This is a genomic window from Helicobacter equorum (assembly GCF_900198655.1).
Classification (GTDB): Bacteria; Campylobacterota; Campylobacteria; order Campylobacterales; family Helicobacteraceae; genus Helicobacter_F; species Helicobacter_F equorum.
Genome location: NZ_FZPO01000029.1, coordinates 1 through 16956 on the forward strand (window position 1 = coordinate 1; position 16956 = coordinate 16956).

The window sequence follows — 16956 nt, forward strand, 5'->3', positions numbered from 1 at the left end:
CTAGTGTTTTGAACCTAACTTCTGTGATAGGTATTTTTCGTATGAATGCCATTGCATTTGAGATTTCATGCCAAATCTTTGATCGCTTTTGGCTTGGATATGCCACAGAATCTATGCCAATAAGCTGTATCCCACGCAAGATAAAGGGCAAAATATTCGTGTTTAGAGTTATTCCACTTGCATTTCCACATACACTCATCGCTCCGCCATAGTGTATTTGTGTCAATAAACTCGCGGCTAATTCACCACCCACACAATCAATCACATAATGAAAGCATTGTGATTGTAAGGGTTTATTATCAGCTTTTATGATGTCTTTTGGCGATACAATATCACGTGCACCAAGACTTCTTAGCATTGGTGATTGATTATTTTTAGATGTAATGGCTGTGATGTTGTCATAACCTCTTGCTTTAAGGAGTGCGATTGCCATAGTGCCTACGCCACCAGTTGCACCGCTTACTGCTATAGTTGGTCGGGTGTCTTTATGCATTCCTGCTTGTTGCAGAGATTCTATGCTTAATGCTGCTGTAAAACCTGCCGTGCCTACTATCATGCTATCTTTGAGTGATAATCCATTTGGCAAGGGCGTAATCCACGATGATTGTAATCTTGCATATTGTGCATAGCCTCCAGTGTGAGAAACCCCTATGCCAAAGCCTGTTGCCAAGACTTTTTGTCCTATGCTATAGCTTGGATTATTAGATTCTACAATCTCGCCACAGAGATCTATACCCGGTATCATAGGGTATTTGCGGATCACACCACCATGTTTCCTAAACGCAAGCATATCTTTATAATTGATACTAGAGTATTTGACCTTTATAATCACATCGCCATCTGATAGATTATCTATTGTAATGTCTTTTATTGCGTGTATGAGGTTTTCTCCTTGCATATCTACACATACTGCTTTAAATGTCATAGATTCTCCTTGTTTGCGACTTTTTGATGCTAATACATGGATTACTAAGGATTATAACAAATTTATTACAAAGGCTTGTGTGGTTTAGGATTATTTGGTTTGTTGCACACCCACCCATTTTTAAGAATGTATATCTTATAATACGCGAAATTTCGTGTCATGAAGTGAGATATTATGAAATTCATACAAACTTCTAAAACCAAATATATTTTTGTTACCGGTGGTGTGTTAAGTTCTCTTGGTAAGGGTATCACATCTTCTTCTATTGCTACGCTTTTGCAACATAGTGGCTTTGAGGTGAGTATAGTAAAAATTGACCCTTATATCAATGTCGATCCTGGCACGATGAGTCCGCTAGAGCACGGGGAAGTCTTTGTAACAAGTGATGGCGCCGAAACCGATCTTGATATTGGGCATTATGAGCGGTTTTTAAACAAAGATTTTCACAAGACAAATAACTTTACTACAGGGCAAATTTACCTCTCTGTCATCGAAAAGGAGCGAAGGGGTGAATATCTTGGCAAAACGATTCAGATTGTCCCACATATAGTTGATGAAATAAAGCACAGAATCCACCTTGTCGGTAAGCAAAGCGATTTTCTCATTGTCGAGCTTGGTGGTACTGTGGGGGATATGGAAGGTATGCCGTATCTTGAGGCTATGCGTCAGCTTAAACATGAATTAGGATCTAATCAAGTTATTAGTGTGCATGTAACACTTATCCCACTTATCAAAGCTGCTGGGGAGCTTAAAACAAAACCCACACAACATAGTGTGCAAGAATTACGACGTATAGGGATTTCTCCACAGATTCTCGTGGCACGATGTGAGCGTATGCTTGGTAAAGAGCTAAAGAAAAAAATCGCTCTAAGTTGCGATGTCGATGATGATAGCGTGATTGTGGCACAAGATTCACAAAGTATCTATAAATGTCCGCTAGACTTTTTGCAAGAAGGGATTTTAGTGCCTATTGCAAGGCGTTTTGTGTTGGGTGAGTTAAATCCCAATATGGACGAGTGGGATATGCTTGTCAAAAAAATTATTTCGCCAAAAGATAGCATTACCATTGGTTTTGTGGGTAAATATCTCTCACTTAAAGAATCGTATAAATCTCTCACAGAAGCACTTATCCACGCAGGGGCACACATAAATACGCGCGTAGATATTCGCTGGATAGATAGCCAAAAACTTCAAGGCGGTGTATTAGAAGATGGCAAACCAGAACTTGATGGGGTGGATTCTATCCTTATTCCCGGTGGTTTTGGGGAGCGTGGTATTGAGGGTAAATTGCAAGCTATAGAATATGCTAGAGTACATAAGATTCCATTGCTTGGAATCTGCCTTGGTATGCAGTTAGCCATTATCGAGTATGCGCGTAATGTGCTAGGGATAACACAAGCAAATTCTACAGAATTTGATAAAGACACCAAAGATCCTATTGTTTATCTCATCGAGGATTTTATAGATTCACAAGGCAATAAGCAAGTGCGCACTCATAGCTCACCTATGGGTGGGACGATGCGTTTAGGCGAGTATCCTTGTGTGGTTTTAAAGGGCAGTAAGCTTTATGAGGCATATAAACAAGATTGCATTAGAGAGCGACATAGACATCGTTATGAAGTTAATCCTGCTTACAAAAAAAGGCTAGAAGATGGCGGTATGGTGATTAGTGGTGAATCTAATGGGCTTGTTGAGGCTATTGAGTTAAAAGATCATCCTTGGTTTGTTGCCGTGCAATTCCACCCTGAATTTACTTCAAGACTAAAAAACCCAAATCCTATTATTTTAGAATTTTTGCGTCAAACACTTGCGTACAAAAGAGTGTATTAGTGTGAAGTATCTAAGCAAAGCACAGATACGAGGTATTTTAGCTAGTCGTGATCTTGCACAAGGGGTGATGAGTCTTAGGGATTTGCCCTTGCCCCATAGTCTTAAGGGTGTGCAAGAAGCCGCAAAGCTTGTCGTTACACATATCAATCAAGGCTCAAAGATTCTTGTTGTAGGAGATTATGATGCCGATGGTGTGAATGCAAGTGCGATTATGCAAGGATTTTTTAGCGCACTTGGGTATGAAAATGTTGATATCGTCTTGCCAAATCGCTTTAGTGATGGATATGGAATTACTCCCACGCTATTAAAGCGCATTGATGCCACAAGACATTATAAGCTTATTATCTCTGTGGATAATGGCATTAGTGCATTTGAGGCAGGGGAATTTTGCAAGGCACACAATCTCGCACTCATTATCACCGATCATCATACGCCACAAGATACACTCCCATATTGTGATGTGCTTATAGATCCCAAACAAGATGATTGTTTGTTTCCTTTCAAAGATATTTGCGGTGCTATGGTGGCGTGGTATTTGTGTGCAGGGATTAAGCAAGAATTAGGTGTATCTCTTGATATGAGTGTGTTTTTGCCTTTTGTGGGCTTGGCAACACTGGGCGATATGATGCCACTTGTCGGAATAAATAGAGTGATAGTCAAAAAAGCCCTGCAAGTGATACAACACTCTAGCACGCCTTTTTGTCAAGTTATACGCCAAAAATTAGGCGTGATTGATTCACAAGGGTTAAGTTTTGGCATTATCCCTTTGTTAAATTGTGCTGGGCGTGTAAGTGATGCACGTATAGCATTTGAGTTTCTCACATCACGCACACTACAAGAAGCTTTGGAAAGCTATCAAACTTTGCAAGTATTAAACACCAAACGCAAAGCCATTCAAGCCCAAACGCTTAGTGACATTATAGATCGTGTGATACAAACTCATACATTTGTGTATGCTACTGGGCAGTGGCATATAGGTGTGCTAGGGGTTGTGTGTGCCAAACTCACGCAAATGTATCAAAAATGTGCCTTTGTTTTGAGTGATGAGGGAGAGATTCTCAAAGGTTCTGGTCGTGTTTATGGGAATATACATCTTATTAAATCCTTGCAAAAAGCCCAAGAGACAAAATCACTTTTACTCGAATTTGGCGGGCATCAAGGGGCAGTTGGCTTGCAGATTCACAAAGACAATCTTGTAGAGTTTTTAGAGATTTTAGAGCAGTCTTTGGTGTATGAAGTAGGGGATATGCCTAGTGATGTGTTAGGATATGTTAGCGCGCGTGATATTGATATGGAATTACTTAGTATTTTGGAGGAATTTGAGCCATTTGGTGCACATAATCCTAAACCTTATTTTATATGTAATGATTTAGTGCTTATAGATTCTAAGCCTATGGGAAAAAATAAAGAGCATTTGCGTCTAAACTTTCAATCTCCAACAGGTAACAAATTATATGGTGTAGAATTTTTTGCTACAGATACTTGCGTGCAGGAGTGGCGATTTTCTCTAGAGTATGATACATATTTTAGGCGTTTGTGTTTGCAAATAAAAAGGTAAGCTATGCCTTTTGTGCGTGAAGAATATACTATCACCCAACCTCTTAAGGCATTTGTATTTTTGGTGCGTGTCTTACATCTCAGTCCAAATGCAGCACAGCGCCTCATTGATAAGGGGAGAATGACACAAGGCGGTGTCAAGGTAGGCAAAGCTCAAGAAGTGTGCGGGAAGATTGAAATCACGCATTTTGTGCCACAAGATTTGGGATTGCAAGCGCTTTTTATCCACGAGGATTTTTGTGTGTATGATAAGCCACATCATCTTTTGACGCACCCAAAGGGGCTTTTTGCGCATTATAGCTTAAATGATGCACTCAAAAATACTTTTGGCAAACAAGCAAATCCAGTTCATAGGCTAGATTCACTAACAAGTGGGCTTGTGGTGTGTGCGTTGCATAAGCAAAGCGAGCAGATATTAAAAAATCTTTTTGTGCTACATAAAGTGCAAAAAACATATACAGCTATTGTGCGTGGGATTATCAAAGAGCAAGAGCGAGTGATTTGCGCACCTATTTTGGCGCATAATAATGGCAAGGATTTAAGTATTCGGAGTGTGATTTCGCCTTTGGGCAAATACGCAAAGACATATCTTAGGGTGCTAGATCGTGATATAGCCCGTAATCAAACGCTTATTGAGGTGTTGCCGCTGACTGGTCGCACACATCAAATTCGTGTGCATTTAGATTCTATATCTCACCCTATTGTAGGAGATTATCTCTATGGTGTAAGCGATGAGATCTCACGATTTTTCTTAGAATCTAAGGTGCAAAAAGAGGATTTTATACGCTTATTAGGTGTGCCACATCTTATGCTCAATGCCTCAAAACTTACCTTTGACTATAACGATGAATCTTTTTGTTTTGATTCTGCGTTGCGCGAGGATTTGATAAGATTTTTTTATTCAAGTGAGAATCTATGCCATTAAATGTCTTATCATCATATACTGCTGATCGTGTGATTTTGCCACGCCGTTATGGTATTGCATCTAGTAGAAGCTTTTTGTATGGTCCGCCTAGATCGGGTAAAACTTCTTTGGCATTGCAATTTGCGCTAGGCTTTAAAAAGCCTATTTATATTGATTTAGCCAATAGGCGTTTGCAAAGCGATGAGGTGCAAGGGTATTTGCTCAAAATGCATTTAGAAAAAAAAGTTGATGTGCTTGTACTTGATAATTATCACACGCCTATTGCATTGCCACATATTCCAAATATCGTGCTAATAGGGCAAAAAGAGGCTTGTCCGCAGGATTTTGTGCCTAAATGTATTTTGCCATTGTGTTTTGAGGAATTTGTGAGCTTTGATACCAAAAATCTTTCACTTAAAACACTTTTTAATACTTTTTTAAAAAATGGCAATATTCCAGAGATTCAAGAGTTTGGGGCATATAAGCGGCTTGAGCGATTATATGAGATTATTTGTGTGGCATTTGGCAGAGATAAGGAGCTTTTTTTGGCACTTTTAGGATTTCAGTCCCAAAACACTACGCCTCACAGAATCTACTCCCAGCTAAAACCCACTATGAAACTTTCAAAAGATAGAATCTACACCACGCTTACGCATTGGCAGGATAATAATGTGCTGTTTTTTCTCCCACATTCTTATAAACCAAATGCAAAAAAATTGTATTTTGCAGATTTTTCTCTTTCACATTTATTGCATCATAATCTCGTCGCACAATTAGAAAATATGCTTTTTTTGGAGTTAGTAAAGCTTGGTGAGCATGGCAATGAATCTTTATGCTATGGCGATGCAGGAGAGTTTATATACCAACATAAAGCTTTTGTGAGTATCCCATTTGCCACGCAAGATCTCATAAAGCATAGAGTTAGCAAAATGCAAAGTGAGCATATATATGTCGTTACCCTGAGTTTTGAGGGGGAGGGAAGGGTAGGCAAAAAACATTGGAGGGCAATAAACTTTATTGACTTTGCATTGGGAGAAGAGTAGAGTTTGTATATATGGATTTGTGTCTCATTGATAGCTTGTTTAAGATGTCGTTTTGATAGGCATATCGCCATAATATTTCCTAAAGACATAAAAAATTCCAAACATGAGCACAAGTCCTATAACATAGCCCCATATTCTAGAATCTAGCCACCCAGCTACACCAAAACTCACAATCGCAACGGATGCCACCACGTTTACATAAGGTAATTGCGTGATGAAATGGCTTTGCACCGAGCAACCTGCACCTGTTGCAGAGAGAATTGTCGTATCAGAAATGGGCGAGGCGTGATCGCCATAGACTGCGCCAGACAAAACTGCCGAAAACACCAACACTAAATCCACACCATTAGCTTGTGCTAGACTTGAGGCAATAGGTATCATAATGGCAAAAGTTGCCCAGCTTGTTCCTGTGCAAAAGGCAATAAAACCAGAGATTGCAAAACTCACTACTACGATTGCAATATGTGGATTGAGCGCGCTAGATTCTAGAAATTCTTTGCTAAGATTTGCGAGATATATACCTGTGCTTAGGTCATCTTTGACAATAGGTCCTATAGCCCAAGCTAGTATGAGTATGAGACATGCAGGGATCATAGAGGAGATACCAGTTTTTAGGATAGGTATGTAGTTTGCTGGTGTGATATGAGGCAAAGAGAGAAAAAAGCTTAGCACTAATGCACCCAAACCACCAAAAAAGAGTGAAAATCCAGTGTCTGTATGTCCCAACATACTTATGAGATTTGTTTCTCCACTTACTTGATAGCCGGTATAAAAGATAAGCCCAGCCACAAAGCCAAGCAAGGCAAATATAGGAATGATTAAAAGCCATATGCTAGATTCTGTGTGCGCAGTGATAGAGGCATTTTCTATAACATCAACATTTTGATTTTTACGCATTGCAGGGAGATTTATCTGCCATATAATTGTGAGAAAGACCGCCAAAAGTGCAAACCACGCATAATAATTTCCCCAAATGCTAGAAAATAGCAACACAAAACTATCACCTTGAAATGTTGCGTTAAGCTGCATAATGATATATGCGCCCCAGCTTGAAATGGGCATCAAAATACAAATAGGCGCGGAGGTAGAATCTATAATATATGCTAAGCGTTCGCGTGTGGAGTGATTGGCATCATTGAGTGATTTACTCATTTGTCCCACAGTTAGGGCATTAAAATAATCATCAACAAACACAACGATACCAGCAATAAAGGCAAATAACTCTGAACCTTTTTGTGTTTTTATGCGTTTTCTTGCCCATAGCACAAATGCACAAATGCCTCCAGAATAACTCATAAGTTGTGTGAGAATCCCCAAAATAAATAAAAATCCAAATACATACAAACTTTGGGCATTGATAATAATCCCATCATCTTGATATTCATAAAACACAGAGGCTATGTGTTTGTAGGTATACACAAAAATTTCTAGTGGATTTTGGTAATGGAGCATAATGCTTGCTAACATTATCCCTAATAAGAGTGAGAGCACTACACGCCGTTGTAAAAAATACAAGTGCTATGGTTACTAATGGCACGAGGAGACTAAGAGTAGAATGAGCATACATATTATTAGACCTTAACAGATAAGAGTAGTTTTGGCGTATTGTATCAAACTAGTCTTAAATGGTTTAAGGTTAAATGGGCTATTCCCATTGGCTAAAGGATTTTTGTGCGACTTCTATCACGCAATCTATACCACCTGCAAGCGAAAATAGCCAATATTTATGTGCATAGAGTAAATCGATTTGCTTTGTTTTGAGTGCAATATCATCTTGTGCAATACGCACCACAATTTTTGCTATTTCCATTTCTTGATGCACGATATAAGATTGAATCGCATCATTAAAGCATGTCGTAAAAGCCTTGTCATAAAAAAATTCTTTGATAGATTCTATATGTTCTAGTGCGGTGCTTATCTTTTTGAAATCAAAGTTTTCTAAATCATGTTTATTTGCCTCAAGATCCTCTATAAGTCCCGCCACTTCTAAAAAGACTTCTTCAATTTTTGCTTTTTTTTCTCGCGCAAATATCAAAAATTCTCTTGTTTTTTCTCGCGCCTTTGTCATATTAGATTCTATAAGTTCTAATGGCGGAAGCGTGAGGATTAGAGGTTGCTTTTTGGTGCTAGTATCTATACTTTCTAGAGCTTTGGCAAATGGCATTTCTATTGTGCCTTGTATCCTTGCACCACCTTCTGTAGCATTGATAACTTCTAGTTTGTATGGTGTTTGTGCGATGTCGGCTTCATAAAATTCTAAAAAAAGTTTCCATACATTGGTGCTTTCTACCATACCTTTACCACCATATGCTGGAAGCAAGACTTTTTGTGAATCTTGCTTTGGTGTAATTTCTCGATCACCATAGACAGCATTTTTGGCATGAGAGCTACCATCTTTGGCAAATGCAAGATCTTGTCCTATAAGAATACAACGCGTAAATTTCGAATACACCACCATTTCATAAGCCATATTTGCCGCAGACATACCCACACCGATATATCCATAATCATTAAAGCCAAAATAATATGTATAGCCAAATGGACGCATACTCCATTGCACACAATTTCCCTTTAATGCATCTGCTAGGCGTTTATGCACAATTGTTGTGATGGCAAAAATCACATCTTTATGGCAAGATTTTGGCGTCTCTTCATAGAATCTAGCGGTGAGATCTACACGCTCTAATGAAAATACGACATCAGGCTTGATATCTTCTTTGGCAAGAATTGGCAAGGACGCATCGATACAAAAAATCGTGAGGTAATCTTGGTATTGTTTGAGAAGTGGGAGTTGTTTGCTAAGACTTGGACCTGTAGAGACAATAACCGCTGTGCTTTTTTGGTTGGCTCTTTTGGTGCGTAATTCTTTAATAAGTGTGATAAGCGATGGAGAGGCAAGCATTTTTGGGAGATTGGCTATGTGGTGTGCTATACCTGTGATAGCGTCTTTGCTATCATTTCCCACGCTAATGACACAATGTTCAAGCGCTTTAATAAAGTAGCGGTTAAATTCTATGCTTAGTGTGGCATAACGATCATAGTAGGCATTAAAAATATGGAGATTATAGAGTTTAGAGTAGATTTTTGTGTGCGTGTCTTGCAAAAAAATAAGGAGCACATCTTGAAAAGTGCTTTGTGAATCTAAAAACAAAATTTTAGATTCTGCAATTTCTTGAGAAAAATCTAGCAAATGCAATACGATAAATAAAATTTCAAGTTCGGGTTCTATGACTACCACATGTTTGAGATATTTATTTTGTAAAAGTACCTTATAAAAGACCCCATTCCCAAGCCCAAAGCAATACAGATACGGGTATTGTGCATAGGGCATAAATTCTACAATTTTTTGGTTAGTCTGTGTAAGTGGTGAATCCACAAAAATAGGCGCACAATCGCGTGTATCAATAATATTAAAATTGAGCACATCATCGCCCAAAAACACTTCATAATGCGTGTTTGGCACGACATCTTGAAGTCGTTTAGCGAGATTTGGCGAAGTCTTTTGGAGTGCGTTAAGGTTAAGCGCAAAAAAATCTTGCATAAGATAGAGAATCTAGTCTATTGCAAAAGCCGCAATACATTTTGTTGCACAGCATTTGCTTGTGCCATCGCAAAACTTCCGCTTTGTGCCAAAACATTATGTTTAGAGAAAGTTGCAGATTCTGAAGCAAAATCCACATCGCGGATTTGTGATTCGGCACTTTTGACATTAACTTGTGTAACAGATACATTATTGATTGTGGCGACAAGTTGGATTTGTGCCGCACCAATATCTGCACGCAATTTATCGAGCTGAATTCTTGCAGATTCTGCCATATCCATAACCACCATTGCACCCTTAAGGCTTGTAACACCAGCACCGATACCACCGGCATTAAGTTCGGCTTGTGCGACATTGGCATTTGCTCCAGATGCCGAAGCGATATTGGCATCCATTTCACCGCGTAATGATCGGAGATTAACCGTGTATTCGGCGAGACCTTGTGCAGTATGGAATCCAACGTGGCTAAAGTTATAACCACTGATGATAATATCACGCGCATCAGTTCTAATAAGCGTCAAGCGTCCGATGATCGTGTGTTCTGTTCCGCTAATCCCTGCAAAGTTACCACCACCAAAAACAAAGCCAGTTGCACTTTGTGTGCGCACAGCGATCGCACGCCCATCGGTGCTACGCAAGTTTAATCGTCCAGTAATATCAATAAAAGCTTCTGTTCCTGTTCTTTCTTTTACCGAGTTTATCGCATTGATAAGACGCCCATCGGAGTCGTTTTTACGCACATCATTGACCGTTCCAATGGTTACGCCATTAATCACCAATCCTCGCACCGTTCCAGATAGCACAGGTGAGCTACCTGTCCCCATAACACTCCAAGCTGCACGTACACCAAGCTTGTCTGAATGCTTATTGATGACTTCTGAAAGCACACCAATACCGGTATTTGCGGAGGTAGAAATTTTTACGGTTTCAATCTCAAAGCTATTTTTTCCATCAACTTCTTTGACATTAAACATCACTTCAGTAAGGTTGCGTGCTGCTCCAGAAGCGAGCATTCCTACAGCCGAGAATGATGAGCTTTCCATACGAATATGTCCGATTTTATCCGAACTTGTAGGACCAATAGAGGCTTTAATAGTCGTGTTGGAATACGCACCAATTTGGAATTCTTTGTTAGAGAATGCACCAGAGAGCATTTGTTGTCCATTGAAGCTTGTGGTATTGGCAATGTTATCAAGCTCCTCTAAGAGGCGTAAAATATCGCTTTGCAGTGCTTTTCTTGTTTCTGTTGTTTGTCCATCTTGTGCGGCTTGAATGGCTTTTGTTTTGATAGTATCAAGGATTTTTAATTGCTCATCCATCGCTTTATCCGCCACTTGAATAATACCAATGGCATCGTTGGCATTTCGCACAGCCTGTCCCAAACCTTCACTTTGACTTCTTAAACTATCTGCGATAGCCATACCAGAAGCGTCATCGGCAGCTTTATTTAAGCGCAAACCAGAACTTAATTTTTCTAATGAATTGTGTAAGCTTCTATTGTTTGCCACACCGATAGTATGAGCATTGAGTGCGGAAATGTTTGTATTAATCCTAAAACTCATCGGGCATCCTTTGCTAAAGTTTTTTTATTTTTGCCGATTAAAGCAAAAGATATTCCAAAAATTTATGCCTCTTTTGTGCGTGTTTTTATGTTAAAATTATCGTTAATGGCTTTAGAGAGCTGATTTTAGACATCGAAAGTGCAGAATTATGAAAAATCTCATCATTGTAGAATCTCCAGCAAAAGCTCGGACTATTAAAAATTTTCTTGGCAAGGATTATGAGGTTGTTGCTTCAAAGGGACATATCCGCGATCTTCCCAAATACACACTTGGTATTGAGATAAAAGATAAGCATTTTATCCCAAAATATGCGGTGGATAAAGATCATGCAAAGGTTGTCCAAGAGATACAACAACTTGCCAAAAAGGCAAAGACTACTTATATCGCAACAGATGAAGATAGAGAAGGTGAGGCGATAGGCTATCATATTACACAGACATTAGGACTTCCTACCCAAGATTTTCCAAGAATCGTGTTTCATGAGATTACAAAAAATGCTATCCAAAACGCACTCAAATCACCACGCACAATCGATATGGATAAAGTCAATGCGCAACAAGCAAGGCGTTTGCTTGATAGAATTGTAGGTTTTAAGCTTAGCAATCTTATTTCCTCAAAAATTGCGCGTGGGTTAAGTGCTGGGCGTGTGCAGAGTGCAGCACTAAAGATTGTTGTGGATAGAGAGCGTGAGATTGAAGCTTTTAAGAGTATTACATATTATCTCATTACAGCTACATTTAAGAGTTTGGAGAACGCTATTGTAGAATCTGAACTTGTGAGTTATGGAGGCAAGACACTACAAAAACTAAGTCTCCAAGATAGCAAAGAAGTAAGCACAATACTAGATTCACTAAAAAAGCAATCTTATAGCATTACACAAATTATTATCAAACACAAAAAGACAAGCACACCTCCGCCATTTATGACTTCTACCCTCCAACAAAGTGCTTCTACAAAATTAGGATTTAATCCCACACGCACGATGAGTATCGCACAAAGACTTTATGAGGGTGTGCAGACACATAGTGGTGTAATGGGGGTTATTACTTATATGAGGACTGATAGTCTTAATATTGCCAAAGAAGCGACTACAGCAGCAAGAGAACTTCTTGGCAAGGAATATGGCAAAGCATATGTCCCAACAAAACCAAAGGTATATACGACTAAATCAAAAGTCGCACAAGAAGCACACGAAGCCATTCGCCCCACAAATCTTGATTTTACACCAGAGATTGCCAAAGGTTATCTAAAACCAGAAGAATATAAACTCTATAAACTTATTTATGAGCGATTTTTAGCTTCACAGAGTGCAGATGCGGAGTTTGAACTTCAAAATATCATTTTTGAATCTACCACAGACCAACAAGCCCAATTTAAAGCAAATGGCAGAAAACTTGTCTTTGATGGATTCTATAAAATTATGGGTTATGAAGAGAGTGATACGCTTTTGCCTCCACTTCAAGAGGGCAAGGGCGTGAATCTTGTAGAAGTGCAAAGCCATACAAAACATACAGAGCCACCAGCACGCTATTCCGAAGCAAGTTTAATTAAGACTTTAGAATCTTTGGGTATAGGGCGACCAAGCACTTATGCACCAACTATTGCGCTATTGTGCAGTCGTGATTATCTCAAAAATGAGAAAAAAACACTTATTCCTCAAGAAAATGCCTTTAAAGTAACGCAAATGTTAGAAGAGTCGTTTCATGAGATTGTTGATAGTTCTTTTAGTGCATCTCTTGAAGATAAGTTAGATTCTATAGCGCAGCATAAGGCTGATTGGAATGAAATTTTGTGGGATTTTTATGAATCTTTTATGCAAAAAATCGAGGAAGGCAAACAAAATATTGCATCCCAAAAAATTGCGATTCCAACAGGCGAGCCTTGCCCAAAATGTGGCAAAGAGCTTGTAAAACGTAATGGTAAGTTTGGTGAATTTATCGCGTGTAGTGGATATCCAAAGTGCAAATATATTAAGTCTAGCGATTATGCACAAGCCGAACTTAGTGGTGAAGTGTGTGAAAAATGTGGTAAGCCTATGGTGAAAAAATTTGGGAGAAATGGCGAATTTATCGCGTGTAGCGGTTATCCAGAATGCAAAAATACCAAACCTCTCAAAACAAAACCACAAGAAAAATTAGAGATTCCTTGTCCAGAATGTGGCGGTGAAATTCTCAAGCGCTTTAGTAGGCGTGGCGTATTTTATGGTTGTGCTAATTATCCAAAATGCACATTTATTTCTAAATATCCACTTGTAGCAACCAAATGTCCTAAGTGCGGAGGCACTATGTGTGAGCGTGAGCTACGCAAAAAGCACATTTATGAATGCCTACAATGCAAAGAAAAAATTCAACAAAGTCAAGAAGTGTAAATGCTACATTATGTTTCTAAGCGTCTTTTGCTATTAATCCCCACACTTTTTGGGATTCTTACGCTCAATTTTTTATTGATTCAAATCGCTCCGGGTGGTCCTGTAGAGCGCACCATTGCACAATTAGAAAATCTCAATAAACCTTCAGAATCTACTATGGCTCAAAAATCTTTTTACAAAGCCACGACAGGCTTAGATCCAGAACTAATTGATCATATCAATAAGCTTTATGGCTTTGATAAGCCATTGTTAGAGCGATATGTGATTATGATGAAAAATTACATATGTTTTGATTTTGGCGAGAGTTTTTATCGCCAAAGCAAAGTGCTTGACATCATCAAAGAAAAGTTGCCTGTGAGTATTTCGCTTGGTGTTTTTAGCACATTAATTATCTATCTTGTAAGCATTCCGCTAGGCATTACAAAAGCCAAGCGCAATGGGAGTCATTTTGATATAACGACAAGTTTTGTGATTATCGTAGCTAATGCTATTCCTTCATTTTTGTTTGCGATTTTTCTTATTGTTATTTTTGCTGGAGGGAGTTATTTTGATATTTTTCCATTGCGTGGGCTTGTGAGTGAAGGTTTTGAAATGCTTACACCTATGGAAAAAATCAAAGATTATTTGTGGCATTTGGTGTTGCCTGTGTTTTGTATTTCACTTGGGGGTTTTGCAACACTGACAATGTTGTGTAAAAATTGCTTTTTAGAGGAGATTCACAAAACCTATGTCCAAACCGCCCGTGCCAAGGGAGCAAGTGAGAGTAGGATATTGTATAAACATATTTTTAGAAATGCTATGTTGCTTGTTGTGAGTGGGTTTCCTGTGGTGTTTGTGAGCATGTTTTTTAGCGGAAGTTTACTTATTGAGATTATTTTTAGTCTCGATGGGCTTGGCCTTTTGGGCTATGAGAGTGTGATAAATCGCGATTATCCTATCATTTTTGGCACATTATATATTTTTACTTTTCTTGCATTGGTTGTTGGGATTATTAGTGATGTGTTGTATATGTTTATTGATCCGCGCATACATTTTGATAAGAGGGTGTGAGATATGGAATTGTCGGTGATATGGCAGAGATTTAGGGCAAACACACGTGCATATATGAGTTTGTGGATCTTTGGTATGTTGGTATTTATGAGTGTGATAGCACCATGTATTGCAAATCAAAAACCACTTTTTATTTATCACGAAGGTAGAGCGTATTTTCCTATTTTTGTTGATTATCCAGAGACTACATTTGGTGGAGATTTTGAGAGTTTTACGGATTATTTAGATCCTTATGTAAGCGATGTATTACTAAAAGATAGCTTTGTGTTGCGCACACTTGTCCCTTATAGTCCAGAAACGATCCTTTTTGACTTACACGATCCTTCACCAACATCTCCAGATTCTGTGCATTGGTTAGGTACCGATGACAAAGGTAGGGACGTGTTTGCAAGAATGCTTTATGGCTTACGCACTTCCTTGGCTTTTGGATTTATTTTGACTATATGCGTGTTGGTAATAGGCGTGAGTATAGGTGCTTTGCAAGGATATTATGGTGGCAGTATAGATCTTTTTGGGCAAAGGCTTATTGAAATATGGAATTCCATTCCTATATTATTTGTGATTATTATAGTGGCAAATACGATTGCACCGAGTTTTTGGTGGATTCTAGGAATTGTGTTAGCGTTTTCGTGGATTGGTCTTGCAAGTGTTGTCAGGGCGGAATTTCTCAAGATTCGCAATCTTGAATTTGTCAAAGCCGCTAGGGTTTTGGGATTTAGTGATTGGCGTATTATCACGCGCCATATTTTGCCAAATGCAATGGTTGCGACTATTACCTATTTGCCTTTTATTATGGCAACTGGGATTATTACGCTTGGGAGTTTAGATTTTTTGGGTTTTGGGACACAAGATGCAAGTTTGGGTGAGCTTCTCGCACAAGGTAAAAATAATCTCACTTCGCCTCATCTTGGTATTAGTGCGTTTTTGATAGTTTCTATTTTGCTTTCTGTGTTGGTATTTGTAGGAGAGGGATTGCGTGATGCACTTGATCCTCGAGTGCATCACGATTTATAATCTAAATAGATTCTATTATGTTGATTGGGGATTTTACAAAGAGTCATTTTGTGCTAAGTCCCTTAAATTTAGTTATAATGTAAAAAAATTAAGGGCAAAAAATGAGCAAACAGATTCAATCAGTAGAACCACAAATCGCAGACTTAGCAAATGGCTGGCTAAGATCATACAAACTTACTTATAAACTAGAACAAGAAGAAATCGGCAATAGCGAAATTGATAACGCATTAAATGAATATTTCTCAAAAAATGGTGGCGTAGGTGGCAATCGCCCGGATGCTAAACTTCTGCTAAGCGACAAATGGGGGGATGTATATCCTATCCTCATAGAATACAAAGGCTACAAAGATAAACTCATAAAGCTTGATGATAAAAATCAAGTAGCAAATAAAACTAGTAAAAATGAGCCTGATTTTAAAAATATAAATTCTTATGCGCTAAATGGCGCAGTTCATTACGCAAATGCGATTTTACATTACACAAGTTTTAGTGATATTATCGCAGTTGGAATGAGTGGCTATAAAGATGATTTTGGCGTTTTACAGCACGAAATCGCTGTTTATCTTGTCTCAAAAAGCAATTTTGGCGTGGGACAAGAAGTAGGCAAATTTAGTGATTTTTCATTTTTAAAGCCTGAGAATTTTGATAATTTCATAGACAAAGTAAAAGCATTAAATCTAAGCGATGAGCAAAAAGCACAAATCAAAGAAAAATTAGAAGAAGAAATAAGCACTAGCCTAACAAAGCTAAATAATGATATTTACAAAAACGAAAGCGGACTTGGCGAAAATGATAGAGTGTATCTAGTAACTGCTTCTATCATCGCCACACTTGGAATTCCTGGTGTAGTAAAGCCACTAGAAAAAAACGACCTAAAAAGCCTAAATGAAGATGGCAATAGAGATGGCGATATTATAATGCAAAAAGTAAAGGCATTTTTAAATAAAAAAGATATCCCAGATGATAAAAAAGCTCTCATCACTCGCACACTAGAAAACACCATTTTAAGCGAAAATGTAAATAAAGTAATAAATGGTGAAACTCAATTAAAAAGAGTATTTGGCAAAATTGTAGATGATTTAGGGATTTATTATAAAACTGATTTAAGCACAGATTTTACCGGCAAACTCTTTAATGAAATGTATTCTTGGCTAGGATTTAG

At 38.4% G+C, this 16956-nt stretch carries 10 protein-coding genes and 2 pseudogenes; 8 read left to right on the plus strand and 4 right to left on the minus strand.

Features of this window, described 5'->3' with window-relative positions; translation table 11 throughout:
• On the minus strand, positions 1 to 925 hold a 925-nt coding region (locus tag C6H22_RS05405), incomplete at its 3' end, for a YhdH/YhfP family quinone oxidoreductase (RefSeq protein ID WP_104694314.1).
• Between the two features lie 174 nt (positions 926 to 1099).
• Here C6H22_RS05405 and pyrG point away from each other — a divergent pair.
• Genes pyrG through C6H22_RS05425 form a run of 4 tightly spaced genes read left to right on the plus strand, consistent with a single transcriptional unit; the run spans position 1100 to position 6259 of the window.
• Positions 1100 to 2755 (plus strand): glutamine hydrolyzing CTP synthase, encoded by a 1656-nt coding sequence (gene pyrG / locus C6H22_RS05410; RefSeq protein WP_104694315.1) that lies wholly within the window; start codon positions 1100 to 1102, stop codon positions 2753 to 2755.
• A 1-nt stretch (position 2756) separates the two neighbouring features.
• Positions 2757 to 4313: a single-stranded-DNA-specific exonuclease RecJ gene (gene recJ, locus C6H22_RS05415; RefSeq protein ID WP_104694316.1), complete on the plus strand. Its 1557-nt coding sequence runs from the start codon at positions 2757 to 2759 to the stop codon at positions 4311 to 4313.
• A 3-nt stretch (positions 4314 to 4316) separates the two neighbouring features.
• On the plus strand, positions 4317 to 5237 hold the full coding sequence (locus C6H22_RS05420) for an RluA family pseudouridine synthase (protein ID WP_104694317.1): 921 nt from the start codon (positions 4317 to 4319) through the stop codon (positions 5235 to 5237).
• Positions 5228 to 6259 (plus strand): ATP-binding protein, encoded by a 1032-nt coding sequence (locus tag C6H22_RS05425; protein ID WP_104694318.1) that lies wholly within the window; start codon positions 5228 to 5230, stop codon positions 6257 to 6259. The genes C6H22_RS05420 and C6H22_RS05425 overlap by 10 nt, the downstream gene beginning before the upstream one ends.
• 39 nt (positions 6260 to 6298) lie before the next feature.
• Here C6H22_RS05425 and C6H22_RS05430 read toward each other — a convergent pair.
• The 3 genes and pseudogenes from C6H22_RS05430 to C6H22_RS05440 all read right to left on the minus strand — a co-directional run bounded on the left by C6H22_RS05430 (position 6299) and on the right by C6H22_RS05440 (position 11362).
• A pseudogene (locus tag C6H22_RS05430) lies at positions 6299 to 7826 on the minus strand (Na+/H+ antiporter NhaC family protein).
• Positions 7827 to 7904: 78 nt separating this feature from the next.
• Positions 7905 to 9800 carry a motility associated factor glycosyltransferase family protein gene (locus C6H22_RS05435; protein ID WP_104694320.1) on the minus strand — a complete coding sequence of 632 codons (1896 nt, stop codon included), beginning with the start codon at positions 9798 to 9800 and terminating at the stop codon, positions 7905 to 7907.
• A 17-nt stretch (positions 9801 to 9817) separates the two neighbouring features.
• Positions 9818 to 11362 carry a flagellin B gene (locus tag C6H22_RS05440; protein ID WP_104694321.1) on the minus strand — a complete coding sequence of 515 codons (1545 nt, stop codon included), beginning with the start codon at positions 11360 to 11362 and terminating at the stop codon, positions 9818 to 9820.
• Positions 11363 to 11510: 148 nt separating this feature from the next.
• On the opposite strand from C6H22_RS05440, the gene topA reads away from it, so the two are divergent.
• The 4 genes and pseudogenes from topA to C6H22_RS05460 form a co-directional block, all read left to right on the plus strand.
• Entirely contained in the window at positions 11511 to 13730 is a 2220-nt protein-coding gene (gene topA, locus C6H22_RS05445; protein WP_104694322.1) for a type I DNA topoisomerase, read from the plus strand.
• Positions 13731 to 14780 (plus strand): microcin C ABC transporter permease YejB, encoded by a 1050-nt coding sequence (locus tag C6H22_RS05450; protein WP_104694323.1) that lies wholly within the window; start codon positions 13731 to 13733, stop codon positions 14778 to 14780.
• 3 nt (positions 14781 to 14783) lie between these two features.
• A complete protein-coding gene (locus C6H22_RS05455; RefSeq protein WP_104694324.1) occupies positions 14784 to 15794 on the plus strand; it encodes an ABC transporter permease in 1011 nt (336 codons plus the stop codon).
• Positions 15795 to 15895: 101 nt separating this feature from the next.
• A pseudogene (locus C6H22_RS05460) lies at positions 15896 to 16956 on the plus strand (VRR-NUC domain-containing protein); the annotation flags it as partial.